The sequence below is a fragment of the Bradyrhizobium sp. USDA 223 genome, assembly GCF_044909005.1.
Lineage (GTDB): Bacteria > Pseudomonadota > Alphaproteobacteria > Rhizobiales > Xanthobacteraceae > Bradyrhizobium > Bradyrhizobium yuanmingense.
This window is the reverse complement of sequence record NZ_JBIYDR010000001.1, coordinates 2,540,720-2,564,296: the sequence shown is the minus strand read 5'-3', so window position 1 is coordinate 2,564,296 and position 23,577 is coordinate 2,540,720. Positions and strand designations below refer to the sequence as shown.

Here is a 23,577-nt window from a genome sequence, read left to right as displayed (position 1 = left end):
GATTGGAACCCCGGAATTTCGACGGGGATGCCGACCGTCCGCGGTCGGCAGGGGCTACGCAGACGGGGCGGGTGCTTGTCATCGGCCCCTACTTGCGCGTGCGCGCGGGCAGCGCCGACGTGCAATCGGTGACTCATGCTCTGCGAGATACCGAGGCCCGGCTCGATGAAGCCGCGGGCCTCGCGCGGGCGATCGATCTCGTCATTGCCGACGCCATCGTCGCGCCGGTCAGCCAGATCCGCCCCGCGACCTATATCGGCAAGGGCAAGGTCGAGGAGATCGCCGGGCTGATCAAGACCCTCGAGGTCGAGCTCGTGGTGATGGATTGCGCATTGTCGCCGATCCAGCAGCGCAATCTCGAAAAGGAATGGCACGCCAAGGTGCTCGACCGCACCGGGCTCATTCTCGAAATCTTCGGCCGCCGCGCCAAGACCCGGGAAGGCTCGTTGCAGGTCGAGCTTGCGCATCTCAACTACCAGCGTTCGCGCCTGGTGCGCTCCTGGACCCATCTCGAACGCCAGCGCGGCGGTTTCGGCTTCATGGGCGGCCCCGGCGAGACGCAGATCGAGGCCGACCGCCGCCTGATCCAGGAGCGCATCTCCAAACTCGAGAGCGAGCTTAAAAAGGTGCAGGCGACGCGGCGCCTGCACCGCGCCGGCCGTCAACGCGTGCCGTATCGTGTTGTCGCGCTGGTCGGCTACACCAATGCCGGCAAGTCGACGCTGTTCAATCGCCTGACCCGCGCCGACGTGCAGGCGGCCGACATGCTGTTCGCAACGCTCGATCCGACCTTGCGGGCGCTCAACCTGCCGCATGGCGGCAAGGCGATGCTCTCGGACACCGTCGGCTTCATCTCCAACCTGCCGACGCAGCTCGTCGCCGCCTTCCGCGCCACGCTGGAGGAGGTGCTGGAGGCCGACGTCATCCTGCATGTCCGCGACATCTCGCATGAGGACGCCGAGGCGCAGCAAAGCGACGTCGACGCGGTGCTGCGCCAGCTCGGCATCAACCCGGACGATTCCGGCCGCATCATCGAGGTCTGGAACAAGATCGACCGTTTCGACCCTGAGCAACGCGAAGAGCTGCTCAACATCGCGGCGCGCAGGCCGGAGGATCATCCGGCGATGCTGGTCTCAGCCGTGTCGGGCGAGGGCGTCGATGCTCTGCTCGCCGCGATCGAGCAGCGGCTCGCGGCGAAACGGACAACGCTCGATCTCTCCATCGACGCCGCCGACGGTGCCGGCATCAGCTGGCTGCACCGCAATGCCGAGGTGCTGTCGAAGGAGCTGCACGACGGCCGCTTCGACATGACCGTGCGGGTGGACGAGACCAAGCGGGATATCGTGGTGAACAGGTTCGACGCGGTGCCGCATCTGCCGGCGTAACCGAGCCTCACTTCGTAGCCCGGATGGAGCGTTAGCGAAATCCGGGATGTCACAGCGCAAAGCGATCCGGATTACGCTTCGCACCATCCGGGCTACGAGCTTCGCGCTTGTGACACCGGCTTCTCATCGCCCTTCGCCGCATTCCACAGCGCGTCCATCTCCGCCAGCGACGCCTGCTCCAGCGTCCGGCCCTGCGCCTCTAGTGCCCGCTCGATATAGGCAAAGCGCCGCTCGAATTTTGCATTCGTCGCGCGGAGCGCAGCCTCCGGATCAGCATCGACATGGCGGGCGAGGTTGACGAGGGCGAACATCAGGTCGCCGGTCTCTTCCGCAATCTCCTGCTTGTCGTTGCGGTCCAATGCTGCCTCGATCTCGTCGACCTCCTCGCGTATCTTGTGCAGGACCGCGCGCGGGTCGTTCCAGTCGAAGCCGACGGTGGACGCCTTGCGCTGCAGCTCCATCGCACGCGTCAGCGCGGGCTGGCCGGCCTTCACGCCCGAGAGCAGCGACTTGTGCGTCGGCGCCCCTTCCGGCGGCCGGCGCGCGGCGCGCTCGGCCTTTTCCTCGGCCTTGATGCGGTCCCAGACTTCCTTGACATGGGAGGAGGCGAGATTGCCGTCCTTGTCGGCGAAGACGTGGGGATGGCGGCGGATCATCTTGCGGGTGATGGCCAGGACCACGTCACCAAAATTGAACGCGTTCTGCTCGGAAGCCATCTGGGCGTGGAACACCACCTGGAGCAGGAGATCGCCAAGCTCCTCTCTGAGATCGTCGAGATCGCCGCGGGTGATGGCGTCGACTACCTCATAGGCTTCCTCGATCGTGTACGGCGCGATCGTCGAAAAATCCTGCTCGAGGTCCCAGGGGCAGCCGGTCACCGGCGTGCGCAGCGCCGCCATGATCTCGATCAGGCGGGAAATGTCGCGGGAAGGGGTCATTGCCGGGCAGTCTCCTGGGATCCAGAGCCTTATGCCAAAAGCGGGCCCCCGATCCCAGCGCAAGGCGGCGGAACTGGCCGATTTCCACCGATTGGCGGGCAAGTCGCGCGATGCTAAAGCGCGGGCCATGAGTGATGCATTTTCCTCACAAACCGCGCTGGTGCTGTTCTCCGGCGGCCAGGATTCCACCACCTGCCTCGCTTGGGCGCTGAGCCGCTTCGCGCGCGTGGAGACGCTGGGGTTCGACTACGGCCAGCGCCACGCCATCGAGCTTGCCTGCCGCGACCGCCTGCTCGACGGCATCAAGGCCCTGCGCGCCGATTGGGCTGCAAGGCTCGGCGAGAGCCACACGCTGTCGATCCCGACGCTGGCGGCGGTGTCCGAGACGGCGCTGACCCGCGACGTCGCGATCGCGATGGGCGCGGACGGCCTGCCGAACACCTTCGTGCCGGGCCGCAACCTCGTGTTCCTGACCTTCGCCGCGGCGCTGGCCTACCGGCGCGGCATCAGCCACATCGTCGGCGGCATGTGCGAGACCGATTATTCCGGCTATCCCGATTGCCGTGACGAGACCGTCCGCGCCATGCAGGCCGCGCTCTCGCTCGGCATGGCCAAGCAGTTCGAGCTGCACACGCCCTTGATGTGGATCGACAAGGCCGCAACCTGGAAGCTGGCGCACGACCTTGGCGGCGACGGGCTGGTCGATTTGATCCGCGAGCAGTCGCACACCTGCTATCTCGGCGAACGCGGCGCGCTGCACGAATGGGGTCATGGCTGCGGCGAGTGCCCCGCGTGCAGTTTGCGGGCGAAGGGGTGGAACGAGTACGTGGCGGGACGGTAGGCTCGCTCTGTCGTCATTGCGAGGAGCCCTTGCGACGAAGCAATCCAAACTGTCACCGCGGAGGGATTCTCGATTCGCTGCGCTCGCAATGACGACGGAGCGATCAGCTAGCCAAAATCCTCTGGCCTGAGCTCGATCGGCTTGCCGTGTGGCGTGCGATCCGCGGCGTGGTCCCACGCATTCCGATAGCGGTGCAGCGTCTCCATCGACGCGACGCCCTTGCGGGCGACGAGGCCCTCCAGCGTGGCGAGCCAGTGCAGATAGTAGGTCTCGCCGGTTTCGGGGTCGCCGGCGGCCTGGGCGCGCTTGATCTCGTCGGCGAGTGCTGCGGCCCATTCCGGCCAGGTGAATACGCCGCGCTCGTGCAGGCTCAAGGCCATCGCGAAGGCATGCGCCTCCCAGGGCGCACGGAACACCGGGCCGTCGTCGTCGCACGGAATGCTCGGGATCGCCGCCGTCGCGGCGGCCGCAAGCGCGCTGCTCATCACGCCGGCTCCAGATAGGGCTCGAACGCGTCGATCGAGACCTTCAGCGTGGGATCGCCGTCCTCGCCCCAGAGATCGCGGCCCTCGAACACCACGGTATAGAGCCATTGCGGGTTCTCGCCGCGCTCCATCGCCGCCGTATCCGGAAAGACGTGGCAGCCGTGGTTCAGCTCGACCACGCCGATATGGCCGCGCACATAGCGCGGCAGCCGCGTGTGCGTGGCAGGGTGAATATTCCTGGCGCGGACGCGATCGCCGATGTTGAATTTCGCCGGAGCCGGGGCAGGGCGGCCGAACTTGCCGCGCACCATCACGCGCTCGACATTGGCGCGGTCGAACTTGCCGTGCTTGAGCGCCTTTGCAGGCTGCATCGCATGGCCGGCGGCGACCTCCTCGCGGGTGAGATAGCCTTTGTCGATCAGCATCTCCTCGAGCCCGAGAAACCATTTCTTGTAATAGGAGCTCGACAGGTAAACATGCGGCGGCAAGGTCTCGCGATAGAAGCGCGAGGTGTCGATGTTGAAGGCGCCGGCCGCGCCCATCGCGCGCACCATGGCCAGCACGCGCGACTCCCATTCCTCGTGAAACATCGGCTCGTTCGGCTCGGGCTCGACCTTGCCGAACCCGTCCATGCCGCCCATGTCGTGCACGCCGTTCACGACGGTGCTCCCGGCGTCCTGGGGAAACCGGTGCCGATCATGGAATCGCGCGTCACGAGGTCGGCGAGCTGCTCCTCGCTCCAGCCTTCCGTGCCCGCGGGGCGCATCGGCAGCACCAGGAAGCGCGTCTCGGCCGTGGAATCCCACACCCGGATCTCGATGTCCTTGGGCAGTGCGACCCCGAAATCGGCGAGCACGCCGCGCGGATCCTTTACCGCGCGCGAGCGGTAGGGCGCGGCCTTGTACCAGACCGGCGGCAGCCCGAGCATTTCCCAGGGGTAACAAGAGCACAGTGTGCACACGACCATGTTGTGCCGCTCGGGCGTGTTCTCGACCACGACGAGATGATCGCCGACGCGGCTGACATGGCCGAGCGTGCCGATGGCCTTGGAGCCGTCCTGCAGCAGCGCCGTCTTGAACGCCGGATCGGTCCAGGCCTTGGCGACCACGCGCGCGCCATTGTGCGGGCCGATCTTGGTCTCATAGGCCTGGATGATGGCATCGAGCGCAGCCGGCTCGACATAGCCTTTTTCGGTCAGGATCGTCTCGAGCGCGCGCACGCGCAGCTCGGTCTCGGACAGCTCGGAACGATCGTGATCGTGGTGATGATGGTCGTGATCTTGGCTCATGTCGCGGAAGATAGGCGCAATGGCTAGGGGCTGTCGAGGGCTCGTTGCAGCGCAGTCCTGGCACATATGCGTGAGGGCATTTGTACGCTAGCATCCCGCAAACAGCGTGGAGATGATGGTGACCGATTACGTGAAGATCGAGAAGGGTCTCGGGCCGGAGGGGCGGATCGCGGTCGTGCGCTTCGACCGCGGCGACGGCATCAACGCGCTCTCGCCGGAGGCGCTGCGCCAACTCACGGCGGCCGCGCGCAGCTTCGAGGACGATGCAGCGACCTCGGTCGTCGTGCTGACCGGCAGCTCGGGCGCCTTCAGCGCCGGCTTCGATCTCAAGGACGCCGAGGGACGCTCGCGCAAGGAGATGGACCTCGGCGCGCTGCGGCGGCACCTCAAGCTCGGGCCGCGCCTCACCCAAGCCTGGCAGGACATGGAGCAGATCACGATCGCCGCGATCGAAGGCTTTTGCGTCGGCGGCGGCGTCGCCCTCGCGGTGGCGCTCGATTTCCGGGTGATGGGGCGCGATGCGCATCTGCGCGTGCCCGAGATCGGGCTCGGCATGAATATGAGCTGGCAGGGCATCCCGCGCATGCTGCATCTGATCGGGCCGGCCCGCACCAAGCAGGCAGTGATCCTGGCCGACCAGCGCATCAGCGCGGACGAGGCCTATGAATGGGGGCTCGTCGAGCAGGTGGCGGATCCCGGCCATGCCTTCGATGCCGCCATGGAGCTTGCCCGCAAGGTTGCCGCGCAACCGCCGCTGTCCGTCGCCATGACCAAGCTGACGGTCAACCGGCTCGCGCATGCGCTGGACGATCTTGCAAGCCACATGGATGTCGATCAGTTCGCGCTCGCCAGCCTCAGCGAAGACCACAAGGAAGGCGTGGAGGCGTTCCTGACGCGCCGCAAGCCGCGGTTCCGGGGTCGGTGATCACAGCGCCGAAATTCGGCGGATAAATCTTCCTCGTCAGGAGACGATCGGGAAAATTTCGTCCACGTCCTTCCAAATATCTGAGATTGCAAGGAAGACCAGAAAGAGCGAAGGTGCGTGCTGCGGTGCAGCGCGCTCGATTGAGCCCTCGTCGCCATTTTCACCACGTCGCAGAGACGCGACCGGTTCCCATGTGCCCTGGGCATGCGGGTGACCGAGCTATCGTGCATGAAGGCCGTCTCCATGAATGCCCACCAATCGCTCGCGATCGGACGACCGATCGAAACGCTCGAAGCGATTTCACCCGCGCCCGCCGAGCCGGACGCGATGGTCCGTTTCGCCGGCATCTCCAAGACCTATCCGGCCTATCGCGGCAAGCCCGGCGTCAACGCGCTGCAAGACATCGACTTCGCCATTCCGCGCGGCTCCATCACCGGCGTGATCGGCCGCTCTGGCGCCGGCAAGTCGAGCCTGGTCCGGCTGATCAACGGCCTGGAGAAACCGACCACGGGCCGTGTGATCGTCGACGGCCGCGATATCTCGGCGCTGACCGGCCGCGAGCTTCGATTGGCGCAGCGCTCGATCGGCATGATCTTCCAGCACTTCAATCTGCTGTCCTCGCGAACCGCCGCCGACAACATCGCGCTGCCGCTCGAGATCGCCGGCTGGACCAAGACCGACATCAAGGCCCGCGTCGCCGAGCTGCTCGCGCTGGTCGGCATCGCCGACAAGCACGACCGCTATCCTTCCGAACTGTCCGGCGGCCAGAAGCAGCGCGTCGGCATCGCCCGCGCGCTGGCGACGCGGCCAAGCGTGCTGCTGTCGGACGAGGCGACCTCGGCACTCGATCCGCAGACCACGCGCGCGATCCTCGATCTGCTTGCGAACATCAACCGCGAGCTCGGCGTGACCATCGTGCTGATTACCCACGAGATGTCCGTGGTGCGCCAGCTCGCCAAGGAGGTGGTGGTGCTGGACGCCGGCCGCGTGGTCGAGAGTGGCCATGTCGCCGATATCTTCACGCAGCCAAGACATCCGATCACGCAGTCCTTCCTGGCGGAGGTGATCGGCGACAGCCTGCCGGTGTCGCTGGCGAGCCGGATCGTTTCGGAGCGGCCTGCCGGCGGGCAGGCCGTGATCCGGATCCAGGTGCGCGGGGCAGGGGCCGGCGACACCGTGGTGGCGCGGCTCGCGCGTGAGCTAGCGCTCGACGTGTCGCTGCTGTCGGCGCGCATCGACGAGATCGGCGGCCAGCACGTGGGCTCGCTGACGCTCGGCATTCCCGTCGGCGAGGACGCGGTGACGCTCGCCTGGCTCTCTCAATATCAACTCTCGGCGGAGCGTCTCGGCTATGTCGCCTGAACTCATCAACCTGATCGTCCAGGCTACCTTCGAAAGCCTGTACATGGTCGGCATCGCGGCGCTGCTCGGCACCGCCTTCGGCCTGCCGCTCGGCGTGTTCCTGGCCACCAGCCGCAAAGGCGAGCTGTTCGCGGCGCCCATCGTCAATCGCGTGCTCGGCATCGTCGTCAATGCGACACGCTCGACGCCCTTCATCATCCTCGTCGTCGCCATCATCCCGTTCACGCGCCTCGTTGCCGGCACCTCGATCGGCTCGACGGCCGCTATCGTGCCGCTAACGATCGCTTCGACGCCGTTCATCGCGCGGCTCGTCGAGGCTGCGATCCGCGAGGTCGACGGCGGCCTGATCGAGACCGCGTCCTCGTTCGGCGCTTCACCGCTCCAGATCGTGCTCAAGGTCCTGATCCCGGAGGCGCTGCCGGGACTGCTGCTGGCGCTGACGCTCGCGGTGGTCAGCCTACTCGGCTATTCCGCCATGGTCGGCGCAGTCGGCGGCGGCGGCCTTGGCGATCTCGGCATCCGCTACGGCTACCAGCGCTTCATGCCGGAGATGATGCTGGCCGTCGTGGTCGTGCTGATCGCACTGGTGCAGATCGTCCAGAGCGCCGGCGATTACCTGGCGCGCCGGGTCAATCGCCGGTTGCGGCATCGCTGAATCCGATCAGGCGGCACACCTCGCGCGACGCAGCGTCTGCGAGGGCAGCTCGCCGAAGTGGCGCTTGTAGTCGAGCGAGAACTGGCTGAAGTGCCAGAAGCCGTGCTGCACCGCGACGTCGTAGACCGAGGTCTCGTTGCCGCCGGCGCCCTTGAGATCGCGCCGCACACGGTTCAGCCGCATCGCGCGCCAATAGTGCATCGGGCTCGTACCCAAAACCTCCTGGAAGCAATAGCCGAGCTTGCGCGGGCTGGCGCCGACGGCCTTGCAGACCTCCAGCAGCGAGAGCGAGCGATCGCCCCTGCCATGCATCAGCTCGCGGGCACGATCCACGGTTCGCTTCCGAGCCGCCGCGCTGCGGCCGGGATCGCTCGGGCGTGCGGTCGGCAGCATGTCCATGATCTCGACGAGGAGGGCGTCTTCCAGGGCCAGCCGCGCCGCCGGATCGTTGAACGTTGCCGGAGCGGTCGTGATCGTCGCTTGAATGGCGGCCAGATGCGCCCGCAGCCGCGCGACCGGCGCTTCCGCCATTTCGATCATCTGCAGCCGGTGCCAGGCGGTGCGCGGCAGCTCGATGTCGAGCCGGGCGGCGAGCTCTGCGATCAACACCGTGCTGGCAACGACGCCGCGCAGCTCGAAGGCTTTCGGCGTACACATGTCGATCTCGGCGTCGATGCTGGCGAGGACGCGGGCGCCGCTGGCACCGGTCCCGTTGAAGCTGAGCTCGCTGTCGCCGTGCCATGGCAGGCCGATGCCAAAACTGTCGGCGCCAAGCTGGCCATATTGACGGACCTGCTGGCTGGTGATCTCGCGGAACACCTCCAGCCGGGGCAAGGAGAGTTGCGTGAAGCTGCCCCGGAACGCGCCGGCGCTGATCTGGTCGTAGCTCAGCCGCCAGCGGCCGAGGCTTGCGCAATGCTCATCGACATCCGTGCTGTTCGCCTGGAGCAGGCTGGCAGCCGAGTCCTGAATCGGAAGAGTTGCCCTTAAGGCCATGGCAATACGTCGAAATCCTTGAGCCCAGCACTGAGCAGGAACCGCGCCAGACTGGCACGGCCATAGACGCTGTCCAGCAAAATATTGCCGGATCTCGATAACGCCTGAGAGCGCCGCGGTGCAGGCTTACGTCCTGCCGTTCCGACATCGCAGCCGGGACGGCGCTTCGCGGAGAGATCGAGATGCGACCGACCGATGTCATGCGCGGCAGCCCGCCCGCACCCGAGGCTCAGGTGACGCGCGCCAATTGGCGCAGCTTTCCCGCGATCCGCTGGGGTTTTACCCACACCCGCGAAGTGCTGCCGACCGCAGAGATCCGCCGCTCCGCCCGGCCGACGCCGATGAGAAGCGCCCCGCGCGAACTGGCAAAGCTCGGCTTCACCGGGCCTGATGGCAAAGCGACCACGATCGAATGTGCGCTGCGCGAAACGTTTGCCGACACGCTCCTCGTGATGCATCAGGGCACGCTGATCCATGAATGGTACGGCGACGGCATGAGCGCGACCACGCCGCATCTGATCTGCTCGATCAGCAAGGCGATCGCTGGCACGCTCGGCGGCGTGCTGGCCGCGCGCGGCCTGGTCGATCCAGAGGCGAGGGTGCTGCGCTACGTGCCGGAGCTGGAGACATCGGTCTACGCCGGCTGCACCGTCCGCAACCTGCTCGACATGGCCGTCGCCATCAAGTTCGAGGAGGATTACGAGGACCCCGCCGGGGACCTCGCGCGCTATCGGTTCTCCTCGGGTTGGGACGTGCCGCCGCCGGGCGTTGAGCCCAGCCATCAGCGCGCTTATCTGACGACGCTGCGCGGCAGCGGCAAACCGCACGGCAAGGTGTTCCACTACGTCTCGCCCAATACCGAGGTGCTCGGCTGGGTGTATGAACGCGCCTGCGGGATGCCCTACCATCTCATTCTCTCCGAGTTTCTCTGGCAGCCCCTGGGCGCGGAGGAGGACGGCTCTCTCACACTCGATAGCCACGGCATGGGCCGCATTGCCGGCGGCATCTCGGTCACGGCGCGCGATCTCGTCCGCTTCGGCGAGATGATCCGCTGCCGCGGCGTCGTCGAGGGCCGGCAGGTGGTGCCGGGCTGGTGGATCGACGACATCCGCGAGAACGGTGATCCCAAGGCGTGGGCCGATGGCGACCTCGCCGAGTTCTTCCCGGGTGCGCGCTACCGCAGCAAATGGTTCACCATCGATCCTTCGCGCAACGCGCTCACCGCGATCGGCATTCACGGCCAGCACCTCTATGTCGACCTCGACTCCGACACCGTCATCGTCAAGCTCGCAACACAGCCCAAGGCAATGGACGTGCCGATCGACCAGCGCTGGTTTGCTGCCTTCCGCGCCATCACCGCACATCTCGCCTGATATTTGGACGTCCTCATGCTTGAAACCGCCAAAGCCCAACCGCGAGCGCAGACCGCGACACCGCATCCGCTCGATCCGCTGACGGCCGACGAGATCACCGCGGCTTGCGCTTTGGTGCGGGCGGGGGCCACCTCGGCGGCGAACTGCCGTTTCCCGACGGTGCGGCTGGAGGAGCCCACGAAGCAGGAGTTGGCCGCAGGCGAGGTGGAGCGCCGCGCCTTCGCGTTGACGCTCGACGTCGCCACGGGCGAGGCGATCGAGCATATCGTTGACCTCGGCCGCGGCGAGATCGTCGGCCGCAAGGTCGTGCCGAACCGCGAGGCGCCCTATGGGCAGCCGCCGGTGATGCTGGAAGAGTTCTTCAAGTGCGATGCCGTAGTGAAGGCCGATCCCGCCTGGCGGGCGGCGATGGTTCGGCGCGGGCTGACCGACAAGGACATCGAGCTGGTTCAGGTCGACCCGTTCTCCTCCGGATTCTTCGACAAGGAGTTCGAGCGCGGCGCCCGCATTGTGCGGGCCGTCAGCTATTTTCGCGAGCATCTCCAGGACAACGGCTACGCCCATCCGATCGAGGGCGTGGTCGCAGTGGTCGACCTCATCGGGGGCAAGGTCATCGAGCTCACGGATGAAGATCCCATCGTGCCGATTCCGCGCAAGAAACGGAACTACGGCGCACATGAGGTGCCAAACCCGCGCACCGACATCAAGCCGCTGCATATCGAGCAGCCGGAAGGGCCGAGCTTCAAGGTCGACGGCTGGAAAGTCGACTGGCAGAAATGGAGCTTCCGCGTGGGCTTCACGCCGCGCGAGGGCCTCGTGCTGCATCAGCTCGCCTACCAGGACGGCGCGCGCAAGCGGTCGCTGATCCACCGCGCCAGCGTCACCGAGATGGTGGTGCCTTATGCCGATCCGACCGCGAACCATTTCTGGAAGTCGGCCTTCGATGCCGGCGAATACGGGCTCGGCATGCTCGCCAACGCGCTGGAGCTAGGCTGCGACTGTCTCGGCAACATCCATTATTTCGACGTGCCCGCAGCCGACAGCAAGGGCGAGCCCTTCGTCATGCAGAACGCGCTCTGCATTCATGAGGAGGATTACGGGATTGCCTGGAAGCACTACGAGTTCCGCAACGGCCTGTTCGAGGTGCGGAGATCCCGGCGGCTCGTGATCTCGTTCTTCGCCACCGTCGGCAATTACGATTACGGCTTCTACTGGTATCTCTATCAGGACGGCACGATTCAGCTGGAGACGAAACTCACTGGCATCATCCAGACCGCCGCGGTCCAGTTGGGCGAAAAGTACCGATGGGGTGGCATGGTCGACGATAATCTCGGCGGCCCCACGCACCAGCACTTCTTCAACGTCCGCCTGCATATGGATCTCGACGGCGGCGGTAACACGGTGACGGAGCACGAGTTCGTGCCGCGGCCCTGGGGCGATGACAATCCGCACGGCAACGTGTTCGACACCACCACGCGCGTGCTGTCGCGCGAGCGCGACGCCGCGGCGGTCGCCAATGGCGAGACCGGCCGGTTCTGGAAGATCAGTAATCCGAACGAGACCAATTCGGTCGGCGGTGCACCGGCCTACAAGCTCGTCATCAATCCGAGCCCCTTGATGCTGGCGCAGGAGGGCAGCTATGTGCGCAAGCGCGGCGGCTTTGCCACCAAGCATGTCTGGGTGACTGCATTCGATCCGGCCGAGAAGTACGCCAGCGGCGACTATCCCAACGTTCACGCCGGCGGTGACGGCCTGCCGCGCTATGCCGCGCAGAATCGCAACATCGAGAATGCCGACATCGTGGTGTGGCACTCTTTCGGCCACACCCATGTCTGCAAGCCCGAAGACTTTCCGATCATGCCGGTGGAATATGCCGGCTTCGTGTTGAAGCCAACCGGATTCTTTTCGGCGAATGCGGCTGGCGACCTCCCGCCGGACCGCAACAGCCGCAGCGTGCTGGCTGGCGAGAAGAGCACGACCTGTTGTCACGCGGACCGGACGTGACCTTCATCCGCTCGCACCCCTGGCTTTGGTCGCAACGCTGATTGCGCGACGCGCGCCGTCGCATCCGGTCGGGCTCCTAGCACACTGACAGAATCATTTTAGAGGGATTCCAATCCCAAAGAAGCAGCGCGCATGAGCGCATGCCTCGCAGGTGCTGTGCACACGTCTGGAGAAATTCTAACGCTGTTCCTATCGCACTCCGAAACCGCCTGAGTTAGGGCGGGCCATCAAGAACGATACCGGCAAAGCCGGCAGTGCGTGGGGCTCAACAGACGTGACCGATTTCCAACCTTCTTCGCGTAAGAACACGCGCCGCCGACAGATTCAGATGCTCTTCCTTGGCGCGGCCAGCACATTCGCTCTCACCGCGCCCTTCGGCTCTGCCCAGGCCCAGACGCAGATTCCTCCGGTCACCGTCGAAGCGCCGGCGCAGCGCGCTCGTCCGGCGGCAATTGCGTCGTCGCGAAGGGCGGCGACACGTACTGCACGCGCCAACCGCCGCGCGCCGGCGCAGCAGGCCGCACCGACCCAGTCGGCCTCATCGAACGGCGCAACGGGCGAACGCGCCAATGGTCCGGTGCGCGGTTTCGTTGCGACGCGCAGCGGCACCGCCACCAAGACTGATACGCCGCTGATCGAAACGCCGCAGTCGGTGTCGGTCATCACCACCGATCAGATCAGAAACCAGGGCGCGGTCTCGATCGGCGAGGCCTTGCGCTACACCGCCGGCGTCAGCGGCGACGTCAATGGCGGCTCGGACACGCGCTTCGGCGGCCTCCAGATCCGCGGTTTCGACATGACGATGCCGGGCCTTTTCGTCGACGGCCTGCGCATTCCCTCCAGCAATTACGTGCACTTCAATGGCCTCGAGCCCTATGGGGCCGAGCGCATCGAGGTGCTCAAGGGTCCGTCCTCCGCGATGTATGGCGGCAGCGGCACCGGCGGCGTTCTCAACTACGTGACCAAGCTGCCGACGGCGCAGCAGTTCGGCGAGGTCTCGATCTCGGGCGGCAGCTTCAATCGCTATCAGGGCCAGTTCGACATGGGCGGCCCCGCCAACAAGGAAGGGACGGTGCTGTGGCGCCTGACCGGCGTCGTGCGTGACGGACAGACCCAGGTGGACTTCAGCAAGGACAACCGCGTCTTCATCGCGCCCGCGGTGACGTTCAAGCCGAACGAGGACACCACCATCACCCTGCTCGCCAACTACCAGCGCGACCGGGCGGGGTGGGGCCTTCAGTTCCTGCCGGCGTCGGGCACGGTGTGGCCGAACAACGGCCGCACTATCCCGGTCTCGTTCTTCGCGGGCGTGCCGGGCTTCGACGCGTTCAACACCGAGATCGCAACCGTCGGCTACCAGCTCGCGCACAATTTCACCGACAACGTCACGTTCCGGCAAAATCTGCGCTACGCCTATCAGCACAACGAGGAGAAGGTGTTTTACGGCGGCGGCTATACCAACGAAGCCGCAGGGCAGCTCGCGCGCTATGGCAGCTACAGCAACTCCTACATCAACTCATTGGCCGTGGACAACCAGCTCCAGGGCAAGTTCACCACCGGCATTCTCAGCCACACCACGCTGGTTGGTGTCGACTATCGCAACACGTCCTTCCGCGACACCGCCTTCGGCGTCACGACCTCGTCCCCCGAGATCAACGTCTTCAATCCGAACTACAGCTACGACTACGCCATCGGCGCTATGAACGACAATACGGGCGTCAAGCAATCCCAGGTCGGCGTCTATGCGCAGGATCAGATCAAGCTCGGCCGGCTCTCTTTCCAGCTCGGCGGCCGCCAGGATTTCGTGACGACGCAGGTCGACAACGGTATCGCCAACACGACGGCCGCGAAGGACGCCTCGGCCTTCACCGGCCGAGCCGCGGTGATGTACAATTTCGACAACGGCATCGCGCCTTATTTCAGCTACTCGGAATCGTTCCTGCCGCTGCTCGCGACCGGCTTTGGCGGACAGATGCTCAATCCCGAGACCGGCGTCCAATACGAGGTCGGCGTCAAGTACCAGCCGGTCGGCTGGAACGCGCTGTTCACCTTCGCCGCCTTCGACCTGACGCGCGACAACGTCGCCGTGTACGTGCCCGCGGCCACCTTTTACGAACAGATCGGGCAGGTGAAGTCGCGCGGCATCGAGCTCGAAGGCACGATGTCGCTCGCCGATGGCTGGAACCTGCGCGCCGCCTATGCCTATGTCGACGCCATGGTCACGCAGGATCCGGTGAATGTCGGCAAGGCGCCAACTACGGTGCCGCTCAACCGCGCCTCGCTGTGGAGCGACTATACGCTCCAGAACGGGCCGCTCGCGGGCCTGCAATTCGGCGGCGGCATCCGCTATGTCGGCGCGACCTGGGGCGACGAGGCCAACACGTTCAAGGTGGGATCGTCGACCGTTCTCGACGCGCTGCTGGCCTACAACAGGGACAATTGGCGCCTGGCACTGAACGTCACCAATCTCGCCGACACCCGCTATGTCGCCGCATGCTACAGCATGTCGGGCTGCTTCTACGCGGAAGGGCGGAAAGCCATCGCCAGGCTGACCTACCGCTGGTGAGCACAATCCGAGGGACAGTCCGGCCTTGGAGGCCGGATCTGCATCCCGCCGATCAGAACGGATAGTGCCGGGGCCCGGTCTGCACGGTGATCCAGCGCAGTTCGGTGAACTCGTCGATTGCGGCCTTGCCGCCGAAGCGGCCATAGCCTGACGCCTTGGTGCCGCCGAACGGCATCTGAGGCTCGTCATGCACGGTCGGGGCGTTGACGTGGCAGATGCCCGCCTCGATCCGCCTGGCAACGCCGAGCGCACGGGCGATGTCGCGGCCGAACACGGCCGAGGAGAGGCCGTATTCGGTGTCGTTGGCCACGCGCACGGCTTCGTCGATCCCGCTCACGCGCACCACGGTCACGACCGGACCAAAGCTCTCCTCGCCATAGATACGCATCGCCGGCGTGACATGATCGACGATGGTGGCGGGCATGATGGTGCCGCTGCCGTGGCCGCCGGCAGCAAGCACCGCGCCCTTGGCGACGGCATCGTCGATCAGGCCCCGGACGCGCTCGCAGGCGGCGTCACTGACCAGCGAGCCGAGCACGACATTGCCCTTGCGGGGATCGCCGAAGGGAAGGCTCCTGGCCTTGGCGGCGAACTTGGCGATGAAGGCGTCCGCCACCTTGTCGTCGACCACGATCCGCTCGGTCGACATGCAGATCTGCCCCTGGTTCATGAAGGCTCCGAACGCTGCCGCATTCACGGCAGCGTCGAGATCGGCATCGTCGAGGATCACGAGCGGGGCCTTGCCGCCAAGCTCCAGCAGCGCGCGCTTTAGGTGCTTTGCGCATGCGAGTGCGATGAGGCGGCCGACGCGGGTCGAGCCGGTGAAATTGACGCGGCGGATCGCAGGATGGGCGATCAGCGCCTCGACCACCGCCTGCGCATCCTCGGGCGCGTTGGTCACGACATTGACGACGCCGTCACCGAGGCCGGCCTCCGCCAGGCAGCTTCCGATCAGACGATGCACGCCCGGGCTCATCTCGGACGCCTTCAGCACCACGGTATTGCCGCAGGCGAGCGGCATCGCGACCGATCGCACGCCGAGGATCACGGGAGCGTTCCAGGGCGCGATGCCGAGCACCACGCCGACCGGCTGGCGAAACGCCATGGCGAGGTTGTCGGGCTTGTCGGTCGGAATGACTTCGCCGGATATCTGCGTCGTCATGGCCGCGGCTTCGCGCAGCATGCCTTCGGCCAGGTGCACGTTGAATCCGGCCCAGCCCGCGGTGGCGCCGGTTTCGGCGACCATCAGCGCGGTGAATTCCGCGGCCCGGCGTGCGAGGATGTCGGCGGCCGCATTGAGCCGCTTGCGGCGCTCGGACGGACCGAGCTGTGACCAGGCCGGGAAGGCGGCGGCCGCAGCGTCCGCGGCCCGCATCGCGTCGTCGATCGAGGCCGCCGCCACGATGGTCGCGACGTCGCCGGAGATCGGGTTGTGGCGCTGGAAGGTGCGTTGATTACTTGCCGACTGGTCCTTGCCGCCGATGAGAAGGTCGATCGCGTTCATGATGCACTCCAAAGGTTGCAGGCGGGATTGAGCGATTATGGTGGGGACGGGGCCGCGCGGGCCTTGCCGAGATAGGCGCGCTGAACCTCCGGATCGTTCTTCATCGCACTGGCCGGTCCGCTGCCGGCGTTGCGGCCGGACTCGATCAGGTAGACACGGTCGGCGATGTCGAGGCTCGCCCGCGCATTCTGCTCGACCAGCAATACGCTGAGGCCGCCGCTGCGAATCTCCGCCAACGCGCGGAAGACCTCCCGGCTGAGCAGGGGCGACAGGCCGAGCGAGGGCTCATCGAGCAGGAGCAGCAGCGGGTTCGACATCAGCGCCCGGCCGATCGCCACCATCTGCTGCTCGCCGCCGCTCATGGTGCGAACGGCCTGGGCCATGCGCTCGGCAAGGCGCGGGAACAGTCGCAGGATCCTCGCGAGCCGGTCTGCCTCGCCTGCGCGGGCGCGGGCGGGGTAGGCGCCGAGCTGCAGATTCTCGGCAACCGTCAAATCGCCGAACACGCCGCGGCCTTCGGGCACCAGCGCGATGCCGCGCTCCACGATCAGATGGGCGGGCAGTTCGCCAATGTGATGTCCCTCGAACCGGATCGTTGCGCCCGGCGCGGGCTTGACCAGCCCGGCGATGCTCTTGAGCAGGGTGGACTTGCCGGCGCCGTTGGCGCCGAGGATCGCGACGATCTCGCCTTGCCCGATAGCAAGCGCAATGTCGGCGAGAGCCTGGTGCTTGCCATAGAAGTGGGAGAGGGCGGCGACCTCAAGCATCGTCGCCTCCGAGATAGGCGGCAACGACTCTTGGATCGGACAACACGGCCTCCGGCGCGCCGCGCGCGATCACGCTGCCGGCATTCATGACGATGCAATGGCTGCACAGCGCTCGGATCGCATCCATGACATGCTCGACCATGATGATGGTGAGGCCGCGATCGCGCAATTTCGCGATCAGCGCGATGCCGGTCTCGAGCTCGCTCGGATTGAGACCCGCCAGCCATTCGTCGAGCAGCACGAGGCGCGGCTGCAGCGCCAGCGCGCGGGCAAGCTCGAGCCGCTTCTGGTCGATATAGGTCAGCTCGCTCGCGGGCGCTTCCTGCAGCTTGCCGAGCCCGACGAGGTCCAGCAGCTCGCTTGCCGTTGCGCCCGAGCCGTTCGAGGTCGAGAACAGCCGCGCCGCCGCAACGTTTTCGGCCACCGTCAGGTCCGGCATCACGCGCACCAGCTGGAACGTGCGCGCAAGGCCAAGGCGCGCGATCTGGTGCGCGCGCATACCGTTGAGGACGATGCCGCCCAGCCGGATCGTGCCCGAGGAGGGCCGCAGCGCCCCGGACAGCGTATTCAGCAGCGTCGTCTTGCCGGATCCGTTCGGGCCGATGATGCCGATGATCTCGCCCGTGGTGACCGTGAAGCTGACACCGTCGACGGCGCGCAATCCGCTGAACGATTTGCTGACGCCGTCGACCGCGAGCAGCGGTGCATCGCCCGCGCGGGCGGGCGCGGTGGCAGGACCGCCGGCCGGAACGCGCCAGCGGCTCACCCCGAACAGGCCGACCACGCCGTTCGGCAACACCATCACGATGAACACGAAGATGACGCCGAGCACGATGCTGAAATGGTTGGGCAGCGTCGCGGTCAGCACCTCGAACAGCAGGACCAGGGGAATGACGCCCAGCACGGGCCCGAACAGCGAGCCCGCGCCGCCCAGCAGGGCCATGATCACGACCTGGAACGAGATGGTTGGATTGAATGCAATGGCCGGATCGATATAGGTCCAGCGTGGCGCCATGACCGCGCCGGTCACCGCCATGAAGGTCGCGCTCAGAATGAAGACGCCGAGCTTGATCCGCGTGGCATCGATGCCGGAATGGCTCGCCGCGGTCTCGTCGGCGCCGATGGCGCGCAGGGCCAGCCCATAGCGCGAGCGCCCGAGCATCCAGCCCACCAGGAAGACGACCGCGGTCAAGCCCAGCAGCTGCCAGTAGAGAACGTCCTGCGTCACCGCACTGAAGAGATAGCGGCCGACCGACTTGTGGATGTTGACCTCGTACCAGATCACGAGCTGCCGGATCAGCTCGGCCAAGCCGAAGGAGAAGATCACGAAATAGATCCCGGACAGCCGCAGCGTCGAAAGCCCGGTGATTGCGGCGGTGAGTGCGCCCACGCCGGCTGCGGCCAGCAGCACGACCGGCCAGGGCATGGTCTCGCCGAGCACCGCAGCCGTGTAAGCGCCGAGCCCGAAGAACGCGACCGTGGCAAGCGAGATGTAGCGCGTCGGGCCCGAAAACATCGCCCACGCGGTCGCCAGGATCGTGAAATAGAGCACGCTGATGCCGAGCGCGAGATAATAGCCGTTGGCATAGAGCGGATAGGTGACGAGGCATGCGGCGAGGGCGAGGCCGGCGCACCACAGCAAAATCCGGACGGGCCCCGTCATGACGCGGCCCTGCCGAACAGGCCGGTCGGCTTGATCACGAGCACGCCGAGAAACAGGGCGTAGGTCGCAGCCAGCGTCAGACCGGGATCGACCAGCCGCGCCACCGCGGTCTCGACCACACCAAGCAGCAGTCCGGCGACCAGCGCACCGATGACGTTGCCGACACCGCCCATGATGACGACGACCAGTGCCTTCATCGTGAAGACCACGCCCATCGCGGCATTGAAGGTGAGGAACATGCTGATCAGCACGCCGCCGACGGCGACGAGGCCGCCGCCAAAGGCAAACGCCAACCCCGACAGGGCCGCGACGTCGATGCCGACGAGACGCGCGGCGTTGGCATCGACTGCGATGGCGCGTACCGCAGTGCCGATCCGGGTGCGGGTGAGGGCGAGATACACGGCGCCGCCGACAAGCGCCGCGAACAGCAGAGCGGCGAGCCGATTGACAGCAAGCGTCGAGCCCATGATCGTCAACGGAATGGAGAGATAGCTATAGCTGTAGTACTGGCCGCCAAAGGCGACCAGCATGGCGCCCTGGATCACGAACAGCACGCCGAAGGTGACGAGGATGCTGTCGATCTCCTGCGCGCCCCGGTCCTTGCCGCGCCGCATCAGCCGTTCCAGCAGGAAGCGATACAGCAGCCAGTTCAGCACCATCGCGACCGGGACCGCCAGCAGCAGCGCCGCGAGCGGGCTCAGCCCAAGGCCGCTATAGAGCGAGAACGCGCCGAAGGCGGCCGCGACCAGCGACTCTCCATAGGAGAGGTTCATGATCCGCGCCACGCCATATTGCAGCGTCAGCCCGAGCGCGATCAGCGCGTACATGCCGCCGAGCACGAGGCCCGGCAGGATGATGTCGACAAGCAACATGAAGCGGCGCCCCCTTGAGCGGACGGCAGGCTCGCCGACGCAAGGCCTGCCAACCAGCCTACTGCCACTGCGGCTTGGGCACGACCGCGGCACGCGCGCCCGGCAGCGAGGTCGGTGCGAGGGCGTAGAACTCGCCGTTCTGCCACTGCCCGACGCTCCAGACCTCCTGAAGCAGCCCGTCCTTCAGCTTGACCTTGCCGATGATGGTCTCGAACGTGCCCGCACGGATTTCCGCCGCGACAGCGGTGCGATCGAGCTTGCCGACCTTTTCGATGGCCTGCTGGAGCACCTGCAGGCTCGCATAGGTGATCGAGCTCGCCCAACGATCCGGTTCCTTGCCGGTCGTGGCCTTGTGGCGCGCCAGATACTCCTTCAGCTGCGGAGACTCGGCATTCCAACCGCCGATGCCCATCACGCCGTCGCTGTTGGCGGCAAACTTGCCCTTGTAAAGCGGGAACGCGGTGCCGACGCCGACGTAGAAAACCTTCGGGTTGAACTTCAACAGCTGCGCCTGCTCGGTCAGCGCGATCGTATCCGGCGGATAGCTGAAGGCGACGAACGCATCCGGGTTCGACGCGATCGCATCCTTCAACAGAGGCTGGAGATCCTGCGTGCCCATCGGATAGGTCTTGTCATAGCCGAGCTTGAAGCCGTGCTTCTTGAAGGCCTCGCGGCCCGCGGCGGACAGCTCGATGCCGAACTGGTCGGCGATGCTGACCATCGCGATGTTCGCCCCGATCTTGCCTTCGCTCTTCAGCTTGCCGAGCAGATCGGCGAGCCCCTCGGATATCTGGGCCGACGTCCCGAGCCAGAACGTCGCGTTCGACCAGCGCTTGGCAAGCTCCGGCGCCTTGTCGGTCACCGACGTGACCGCGAGGTGAGGGTAGCCCAGGCGGTTCAGAGTCGGGCCGACCGCGAGATTGAGACCCGTGCCCCACGGCGAAAGAATGAAATCGACCTTGTCCTGGTTGGCGAGGCGCTCGATCGCCTTGACGGCTTCTTCCGAGCTGCTGCGGTCGTCATATTCGACCACCTCGATCGGCAGCTTCTTGTCGCCGAGCTTGATGCCGCCGGCGGCATTCACGTCCTTCACCCACAGCTCATAATTGGGCAGGGTGGTGATGCCGGCGCCGCCGGCATAAGGACCGGTCTTGGAAATGGCGTAGCCGATCCGAATCTTCTCCTGCGCGTCGGCCGAGGACGTCCCCAGCGTTCCGGCCAGAGCCGCAAGGCCAGCGACGCGCAGCAACGTTCGACGGTTCGCTGAAAACATATCGTGTCTCCCTCCTGTTGCACTCAAGCGATGGTCGGCATCGCAGTGAGTGGTCGTTTCCTCTTGATCCCGACTTTCTCTAGGGCGGCATCATTGAGCCGGCCGCCACCGGGACTTGACCTAGCAAGCATCCCAAGCTTTGCTCGCACAATGGACAAATCCGGTGAAAGATTGGACGTTTCTGGCCTTGATGGCCAAGTGCGTCGAGGCGTCGCGGGCCCAGATCCGGCAACGGCAACCGTCCCGAGTGGGGCTGTGCCTGTGGGCGCCGAGCTGATCGCGGCGCATTACGTCGCGCGGCGATGGACGCTGACCTCGAAAGCGGCCCGTCCGTTCATTCATCTGCTCTGCCTTCCCGGCGGGGGGACCGCTGAGATCGGTCAGGCCGGCAGGACCATGCGGACGGTCGGACCCGCGCTGGTCTGGCTCCCGGCAGGATCCGCCGACTATCTGGAGGTGTCGGCAGGCACGACGGCGCAGCTGCTGCAATTGCGCGCCGGTATCTGGCATCGCTATCTCCCGCCGTCGGCGGAGGCGGCCTATCTCGCGCTCGAGGGCGCAGGCGGCATCCTGGCGTTGCAGGTCGAGGCCGATCTCGCGGCCACGATCGCGCGTTCGATCGCGGCGATCGCCGCCGAGATCGCCTCGCCCGCACGCAGCGGTGCAGCGTCGATCATGTCGGCGGAGCTGACGCTGTGCGTGCTGCGATTCTGGCGCCTGTTCGCTGGCGACGGCAACCGCAACGAGGAGAGCAGCAGCACCGAGATCCTGAGCCGGTTCCGCAGGTTGCTCGAGGAGCGCTATCAACAGCACCTGCGCGTCAGCGATTACGCGAGGTTACTCGGCACCACGCCGGATCGCCTGCACGCACTCTGCAGCCGCGAGCTGAAGCGCTCGCCGAGCGAGCTGATTCAGCAGCGCCTGGTCAGGGAAGCGGCGGCACGGCTGGAGGCGGGAACCATCGCCGTCAAGCAGATCGCATTCGCGCTGGGCTTCACGGACACCGCCTATTTCAGCCGCTTTTTCCACAAGCACACCGGCGAGGCACCGGGCGTATGGCGTCGGCGCGTTGCGGCACGCGCGAGAGCGGGGCGATCGAGACCGACGCTGAATTTTGCCGATTGGCCGTAACGCACGCGGCTGCGCGAACACCCGATCACGCCTGGACGCTTTGTCGCGCAGCTTATTGGCCAGTCTCGACAAATTCTAATGTCGGACCTCTCGCACTGCAACGGTCCCTGCGTTAGGCCGAAGGCCCACCGGCTGAACGGCCGGCGGCGAGTCCAATCGAAAAGCGGTCCGGCAAATGAGGGGCCGGGTCCAGTGGGAATGAGATCTGAGCGATGAGAGCGATATTCGGCAAACTGCATCGCTGGGCGGGACTGCTGACGGCCGCCTTCCTGTTCTTCTCCGGCATCACCGGCGCGATCATCTCCTGGGATCACGAGCTCGACGACGTCCTCAACAGCCACCTGTTCGACGTCTCGACGAAGGGCCCGGCCATTCCCTCGCTCGAGCTTGCCAAGATGATCGAGCAGCGCGATCCGCGTGCGCGCGTCGTCTATCTCTTCATGACGCCTGAGGAGGGGCACTCGCTGTGGTTCTTCGTCATGCCGCGGATCGACCCCGCGACCGGCAAGCGTTACCCGCTCGACTACAATCAGGTCTTCCTCGATCCCAACACCGGTGCGGAGCTCGGCCGGCGCTATTGGGGCGCGGTGTGGCCCGTCACGCGCGAAAACTTCGTCTCGTTTCTCTACAAGCTGCACTACACGATGCACATCCCGGAATTCTGGGGCAGCGACCGCTGGGGCATGCGCGTGCTCGGCATCATTGCTATCATCTGGACCATCGATTGCTTCGTCGGCTTCTACCTGACGCTGCCCTCGCGCCGGCGCGCCAAGGCCGCGCGGGCGCCCGAAGTCGCGCGCCAGCTCGAGCGCGGCTTCTGGGCGCGCTGGGCGCCGGCCTGGACTATCAAGACCTCGGGCAGCGCCTACCGGATCAATTTCGACATCCACCGCGCCTTCAGCCTGTGGACCTGGGGCGTGCTGTTCATCATCGCCTTCACCGCGTTTTCGCTGAACCTCTATTTCGAGGTGTTCTCGCCGCTGATGAAGATGGTGTCGAACTACACCCCGACACCCTATGAGCAGCGGCCCTATCGCGATCTCGATAATCCGATCGAGCCCAAGATGACGTTCGCCGAGATTGCTGCCCGCGCGGCCGCCGACGGCAAGGCGCGAGGCTGGACCACCCCAGTGGGCGCGCTCAGCTACGGCCCGGCCCATGGCGTCTATGCCGCCGCCTTCTTCCATCCCGGCGACGATCACGGCGCCGGCGGCGTGGGCCCGGCGCAGCTCTATTACGACAGCGAGGACGGCCGCCCCATCGGCGAGCGGCTGCCCTGGGTCGGCACCGCCGCCGACATCTTCGTGCAGGCGCAGTTTCCGCTGCATTCGGGCCGCATCGTCGGACTGTTCGGGCGCATCCTGATCTCGGTGATGGGCCTCGTGGTCGCCGCGCTCTCTGTCACCGGCGTCGTGATCTGGTGGCGCAAGCGCCGCGCCCGCGTTCGCGTGCGCGAGACGGCGGCCGTGCGGCTGAACCGGGAGCAACTGACGCCGGCAGAGTAGGGCACCCGCGTTCCGCCAAGGGATGAACCTTGGCACGCGGCGTC

At 66.1% G+C, this 23,577-nt stretch carries 20 protein-coding genes; 10 read left to right on the top strand and 10 right to left on the bottom strand.

Features of this window, described 5'->3' with window-relative positions:
* Positions 1–2: 2 nt before the first annotated feature.
* Positions 3–1,385: a GTPase HflX gene (hflX, locus tag ABIA40_RS11725; RefSeq protein ID WP_198399778.1), complete on the top strand. Its 1,383-nt coding sequence runs from the start codon at positions 3–5 to the stop codon at positions 1,383–1,385.
* A gap of 92 nt (positions 1,386–1,477) precedes the next feature.
* On the opposite strand, the gene mazG is transcribed toward hflX, so the two are convergent.
* Complete coding sequence (gene mazG / locus ABIA40_RS11720; RefSeq protein ID WP_157284390.1) at positions 1,478–2,323, bottom strand: nucleoside triphosphate pyrophosphohydrolase; 846 nt, start codon at positions 2,321–2,323, stop codon at positions 1,478–1,480.
* Between the two features lie 127 nt (positions 2,324–2,450).
* Between mazG and queC the strand changes: the two genes are divergently transcribed.
* Complete coding sequence (gene queC, locus ABIA40_RS11715) at positions 2,451–3,164, top strand: 7-cyano-7-deazaguanine synthase QueC (protein ID WP_404541134.1); 714 nt, start codon at positions 2,451–2,453, stop codon at positions 3,162–3,164.
* A gap of 107 nt (positions 3,165–3,271) precedes the next feature.
* Here the strand turns inward: queC and ABIA40_RS11710 are convergent, their stop codons facing one another.
* Genes ABIA40_RS11710 through nthA form a run of 3 tightly spaced genes read right to left on the bottom strand, consistent with a single transcriptional unit; the run spans position 3,272 to position 4,937 of the window.
* Positions 3,272–3,649, bottom strand: a complete 378-nt coding sequence (locus ABIA40_RS11710) for a nitrile hydratase accessory protein (RefSeq protein WP_404541132.1) — start codon at positions 3,647–3,649, stop codon at positions 3,272–3,274.
* Complete coding sequence (nthB, locus tag ABIA40_RS11705) at positions 3,649–4,308, bottom strand: nitrile hydratase subunit beta (protein ID WP_275509875.1); 660 nt, start codon at positions 4,306–4,308, stop codon at positions 3,649–3,651. The genes ABIA40_RS11710 and nthB overlap by 1 nt, the downstream gene beginning before the upstream one ends.
* A complete protein-coding gene (gene nthA, locus ABIA40_RS11700) occupies positions 4,305–4,937 on the bottom strand; it encodes a nitrile hydratase subunit alpha (RefSeq protein WP_404541130.1) in 633 nt (210 codons plus the stop codon). Before nthA ends, nthB begins: the two co-directional genes overlap by 4 nt.
* A 118-nt stretch (positions 4,938–5,055) precedes the next feature.
* Here nthA and ABIA40_RS11695 point away from each other — a divergent pair, with 118 nt between their 5' ends.
* The 3 genes from ABIA40_RS11695 (at position 5,056) to ABIA40_RS11685 (ending at position 7,879) form a co-directional block, all read left to right on the top strand.
* Complete coding sequence (locus ABIA40_RS11695; RefSeq protein WP_271542196.1) at positions 5,056–5,862, top strand: enoyl-CoA hydratase/isomerase family protein; 807 nt, start codon at positions 5,056–5,058, stop codon at positions 5,860–5,862.
* A 228-nt stretch (positions 5,863–6,090) separates the two neighbouring features.
* On the top strand, positions 6,091–7,224 hold the full coding sequence (locus ABIA40_RS11690; protein WP_404541128.1) for a methionine ABC transporter ATP-binding protein: 1,134 nt from the start codon (positions 6,091–6,093) through the stop codon (positions 7,222–7,224).
* The gene (locus ABIA40_RS11685; RefSeq protein ID WP_057029183.1) at positions 7,214–7,879 is read left to right on the top strand and encodes a methionine ABC transporter permease; all 666 of its coding nucleotides are present in this window, start codon (positions 7,214–7,216) and stop codon (positions 7,877–7,879) included. The genes ABIA40_RS11690 and ABIA40_RS11685 overlap by 11 nt, the downstream gene beginning before the upstream one ends.
* A gap of 6 nt (positions 7,880–7,885) precedes the next feature.
* On the opposite strand, the gene ABIA40_RS11680 is transcribed toward ABIA40_RS11685, so the two are convergent.
* Positions 7,886–8,875: a helix-turn-helix domain-containing protein gene (locus tag ABIA40_RS11680; protein ID WP_404541126.1), complete on the bottom strand. Its 990-nt coding sequence runs from the start codon at positions 8,873–8,875 to the stop codon at positions 7,886–7,888.
* Between the two features lie 182 nt (positions 8,876–9,057).
* Between ABIA40_RS11680 and ABIA40_RS11675 the strand changes: the two genes are divergently transcribed.
* From ABIA40_RS11675 to ABIA40_RS11665, 3 genes are all read left to right on the top strand, one after another.
* Positions 9,058–10,248 (top strand): serine hydrolase, encoded by a 1,191-nt coding sequence (locus tag ABIA40_RS11675; protein WP_271542199.1) that lies wholly within the window; start codon positions 9,058–9,060, stop codon positions 10,246–10,248.
* Between the two features lie 15 nt (positions 10,249–10,263).
* Entirely contained in the window at positions 10,264–12,252 is a 1,989-nt protein-coding gene (locus ABIA40_RS11670; protein ID WP_271542200.1) for a primary-amine oxidase, read from the top strand.
* Between the two features lie 577 nt (positions 12,253–12,829).
* Positions 12,830–14,818 (top strand): TonB-dependent siderophore receptor, encoded by a 1,989-nt coding sequence (locus ABIA40_RS11665; RefSeq protein ID WP_271542298.1) that lies wholly within the window; start codon positions 12,830–12,832, stop codon positions 14,816–14,818.
* A gap of 52 nt (positions 14,819–14,870) precedes the next feature.
* Here ABIA40_RS11665 and ABIA40_RS11660 read toward each other — a convergent pair whose 3' ends face one another.
* The 5 genes from ABIA40_RS11660 to ABIA40_RS11640 are packed head-to-tail and all read right to left on the bottom strand — an operon-like array spanning position 14,871 to position 20,897.
* Positions 14,871–16,322, bottom strand: a complete 1,452-nt coding sequence (locus tag ABIA40_RS11660) for an aldehyde dehydrogenase (RefSeq protein ID WP_271542201.1) — start codon at positions 16,320–16,322, stop codon at positions 14,871–14,873.
* A gap of 35 nt (positions 16,323–16,357) precedes the next feature.
* Positions 16,358–17,089, bottom strand: coding sequence for an ABC transporter ATP-binding protein (locus tag ABIA40_RS11655; protein ID WP_271542202.1), 732 nt, complete (start codon positions 17,087–17,089; stop codon positions 16,358–16,360).
* On the bottom strand, positions 17,082–18,752 hold the full coding sequence (locus ABIA40_RS11650) for an ATP-binding cassette domain-containing protein (protein WP_404541123.1): 1,671 nt from the start codon (positions 18,750–18,752) through the stop codon (positions 17,082–17,084). The genes ABIA40_RS11655 and ABIA40_RS11650 overlap by 8 nt, the downstream gene beginning before the upstream one ends.
* Positions 18,749–19,624, bottom strand: coding sequence for a branched-chain amino acid ABC transporter permease (locus tag ABIA40_RS11645; RefSeq protein WP_404541121.1), 876 nt, complete (start codon positions 19,622–19,624; stop codon positions 18,749–18,751). Before ABIA40_RS11645 ends, ABIA40_RS11650 begins: the two co-directional genes overlap by 4 nt.
* Positions 19,625–19,682: 58 nt before the next feature.
* Positions 19,683–20,897, bottom strand: coding sequence for an amino acid ABC transporter substrate-binding protein (locus ABIA40_RS11640; protein WP_404541119.1), 1,215 nt, complete (start codon positions 20,895–20,897; stop codon positions 19,683–19,685).
* Positions 20,898–21,152: 255 nt separating this feature from the next.
* Here ABIA40_RS11640 and ABIA40_RS11635 point away from each other — a divergent pair, with 255 nt between their 5' ends.
* Both ABIA40_RS11635 and fsrB read left to right on the top strand, forming a co-directional pair.
* Complete coding sequence (locus ABIA40_RS11635) at positions 21,153–22,028, top strand: helix-turn-helix domain-containing protein (protein WP_404541117.1); 876 nt, start codon at positions 21,153–21,155, stop codon at positions 22,026–22,028.
* Between the two features lie 212 nt (positions 22,029–22,240).
* Positions 22,241–23,533, top strand: coding sequence for a siderophore utilization protein FsrB (fsrB, locus tag ABIA40_RS11630; protein ID WP_271542206.1), 1,293 nt, complete (start codon positions 22,241–22,243; stop codon positions 23,531–23,533).
* The last annotated feature ends 44 nt before the right edge of the window (positions 23,534–23,577 follow it).

Excerpts from the sequence above, each read along its gene's own strand:
- mazG (WP_157284390.1), bottom strand. The coding sequence starts at position 2,323 with ATGACCCCTTCCCGCGACATTTCCCGCCTGATCGAGATCATGGCGGCG.
- queC (WP_404541134.1), top strand. The coding sequence starts at position 2,451 with ATGAGTGATGCATTTTCCTCACAAACCGCGCTGGTGCTGTTCTCCGGC.
- ABIA40_RS11710 (WP_404541132.1), bottom strand. The coding sequence starts at position 3,649 with ATGAGCAGCGCGCTTGCGGCCGCCGCGACGGCGGCGATCCCGAGCATT.
- nthA (WP_404541130.1), bottom strand. The coding sequence starts at position 4,937 with ATGAGCCAAGATCACGACCATCATCACCACGATCACGATCGTTCCGAG.
- ABIA40_RS11690 (WP_404541128.1), top strand. The coding sequence starts at position 6,091 with ATGAAGGCCGTCTCCATGAATGCCCACCAATCGCTCGCGATCGGACGA.
- ABIA40_RS11685 (WP_057029183.1), top strand. The coding sequence starts at position 7,214 with ATGTCGCCTGAACTCATCAACCTGATCGTCCAGGCTACCTTCGAAAGC.
- ABIA40_RS11680 (WP_404541126.1), bottom strand. The coding sequence starts at position 8,875 with ATGGCCTTAAGGGCAACTCTTCCGATTCAGGACTCGGCTGCCAGCCTG.
- ABIA40_RS11675 (WP_271542199.1), top strand. The coding sequence starts at position 9,058 with ATGCGACCGACCGATGTCATGCGCGGCAGCCCGCCCGCACCCGAGGCT.
- ABIA40_RS11670 (WP_271542200.1), top strand. The coding sequence starts at position 10,264 with ATGCTTGAAACCGCCAAAGCCCAACCGCGAGCGCAGACCGCGACACCG.
- ABIA40_RS11660 (WP_271542201.1), bottom strand. The coding sequence starts at position 16,322 with ATGAACGCGATCGACCTTCTCATCGGCGGCAAGGACCAGTCGGCAAGT.
- ABIA40_RS11655 (WP_271542202.1), bottom strand. The coding sequence starts at position 17,089 with ATGCTTGAGGTCGCCGCCCTCTCCCACTTCTATGGCAAGCACCAGGCT.
- ABIA40_RS11650 (WP_404541123.1), bottom strand. The coding sequence starts at position 18,752 with ATGACGGGGCCCGTCCGGATTTTGCTGTGGTGCGCCGGCCTCGCCCTC.
- ABIA40_RS11645 (WP_404541121.1), bottom strand. The coding sequence starts at position 19,624 with ATGTTGCTTGTCGACATCATCCTGCCGGGCCTCGTGCTCGGCGGCATG.
- ABIA40_RS11640 (WP_404541119.1), bottom strand. The coding sequence starts at position 20,897 with ATGTTTTCAGCGAACCGTCGAACGTTGCTGCGCGTCGCTGGCCTTGCG.
- fsrB (WP_271542206.1), top strand. The coding sequence starts at position 22,241 with ATGAGAGCGATATTCGGCAAACTGCATCGCTGGGCGGGACTGCTGACG.